Below are 1,906 nucleotides of genomic sequence, written 5' to 3'. Positions count from 1 at the left end.
GTCGGTGCGCTTAATGTTCTCCACTCCGACGAGCGCGTCCTCCAACGCCAACTCGTCTTTCTGGGCGTCGGCCATCAGCTCGATGGTGATGTCGCGGCCCATGAAGTGCGAGTGGGCGATCACGCGTTTCAGCGCGCCTTCCAGCTCACGGACGTTGGAGCGAATACGCTGGGCGATGAAGAACGCGGCGTCGTGCGGCAAGTCGACTTTGGCCTGATCGGCCTTTTTCATCAAGATCGCCACGCGGGTTTCCAGTTCCGGCGGCTCGACGGCAACCGTCAGGCCCCAGCCAAACCGGGATTTAAGGCGCTCTTCAAGGCCTTCGATTTCTTTCGGATAGCGGTCACTGGTGAGAATGACCTGCTGGCCACCTTCAAGCAGGGCGTTGAAGGTGTGGAAAAACTCTTCCTGCGAACGCTCTTTACGGGCGAAGAACTGAATGTCATCGATGAGCAGCGCATCCACCGAACGGTAGAAACGCTTGAACTCGTTGATCGCGTTCAGCTGCAGCGCCTTGACCATGTCGGCCACGAAACGCTCGGAATGCAGGTACACGACCTTGGCATTCGGGTTCTTCTTTAATAGATGGTTACCCACCGCGTGCATCAAGTGAGTTTTACCCAGGCCAACGCCACCATAAAGGAAGAGTGGGTTGTAGCCGTGCTTCGGGTTATCCGCCACTTGCCAGGCCGCCGCGCGGGCGAGCTGGTTGGATTTACCTTCGACGAAATTCTCGAAGGTGAACGTACGGTTCAGGTAGCTGGTGTGCTTGAGCGCACCTTCGACCTGCACAGTGCGTTGCTCGGCGCGAACCGGGGCCTGCTGCGAAGCGGCGCCGGACATCGGGTCGAAGCTGTCGCGAGACGGTTCATCGCTGACTTCCGGGCTTTTCTGCGTCGAGCGCTTGGCGCTCGGTGCTGGCGTCTGAGTCGGCGCTGGCGTGTTCACCGGGGCAGAATTCGCTTGCGCCTGGGAAGCTTGCGCTGCCGCCAGTGGCGCATTCGGTGCGGCACGCGGTGCCGAGCTGCGTTTGCTGCCTATTAATAAGGAAAGCGCAGGCGCCATGCCGTTGCCGTGCTCATCCAGCAGTTCAAGGACGCGCCCCAGGTACTTTTCGTTGACCCAGTCCAGAACAAAACGGTTCGGTGCGTAGACGCGCAACTCGTCGCCTTCGGCTTCGACCTGTAGTGGACGGATCCAGGTGTTGAATTGTTGGGCAGGCAGCTCCTCGCGCAAAAGCTCCACGCACTGCTGCCAAAGTTCCACTGACACGGATATCCCCTAAGTTGAAAGCCGGTGAGGCAAAAACAAGCGGCCATTGTAGCGGCGAGCCGCCCACTTATCCACATGCAGGTTGCCCGGTGAACATGATTTATCAATGCGTTAAACCAAAAAAAGGCGACCAACGGTGTGTGAATAAGCTCTGTGGATAACCGCCCCTGAGGGCACTGGACAACTGGGGGTTGAACTCGGTGGATAACCTGCCTGTGGATAACAGGCCATTCCACGCACAGGTTATCCGACAGTGCAGCACAGGCTGAACACGGTTTTCCACTGTAGTTGTCATTCTCTGTACATCACGTGAAATAAGGGCTCTTGGCACTTATCCACAGAAGATGACGGCCCTAGCTTTTATAAGCTTTACAAAAAAGCTTTAAATAAGTCCCTTCTTTATTTTTATGTTTGGCAGACAGGCTTTCAGCCAAAGAGGCCCCCCAGATCTATTTATAAGGAAACGCTGGTTGGAAATTGACCTGAGGGCTTGCTTTCTCTAGAATCCCCGGTCTCTTAAAACGGGGGCCATTCCGGCCCGTTGTGGACGAACCAGGTAACACGACAATGAAACGTACTTTCCAACCAAGCACTATCAAACGCGCCCGTACTCACGGCTTCCGTGCTCGCATGG

Annotated in this window: 2 protein-coding genes; one reads left to right on the top strand and one right to left on the bottom strand. The window is 56.3% G+C overall.

Annotated features, from left to right (window positions below):
- Nucleotides 1-1,272: chromosomal replication initiator protein DnaA (gene dnaA / locus ACIP66_RS28625; RefSeq protein ID WP_400652652.1), on the bottom strand; the 1,272-nt coding region annotated here is incomplete at its 3' end.
- A 567-nt stretch (nt 1,273-1,839) separates the two neighbouring features.
- On the opposite strand from dnaA, the gene rpmH reads away from it, so the two are divergent.
- The coding region (rpmH, locus tag ACIP66_RS28620; protein WP_313644583.1) for a 50S ribosomal protein L34 at nt 1,840-1,906 on the top strand (67 nt) is incomplete at its 3' end.

This window comes from Pseudomonas sp. NPDC088429 (assembly GCF_044753305.1).
In the GTDB taxonomy this organism is placed as follows: domain Bacteria; phylum Pseudomonadota; class Gammaproteobacteria; order Pseudomonadales; family Pseudomonadaceae; genus Aquipseudomonas; species Aquipseudomonas rustica.
This window is presented reverse-complemented; position numbering and strand designations above follow the sequence as displayed.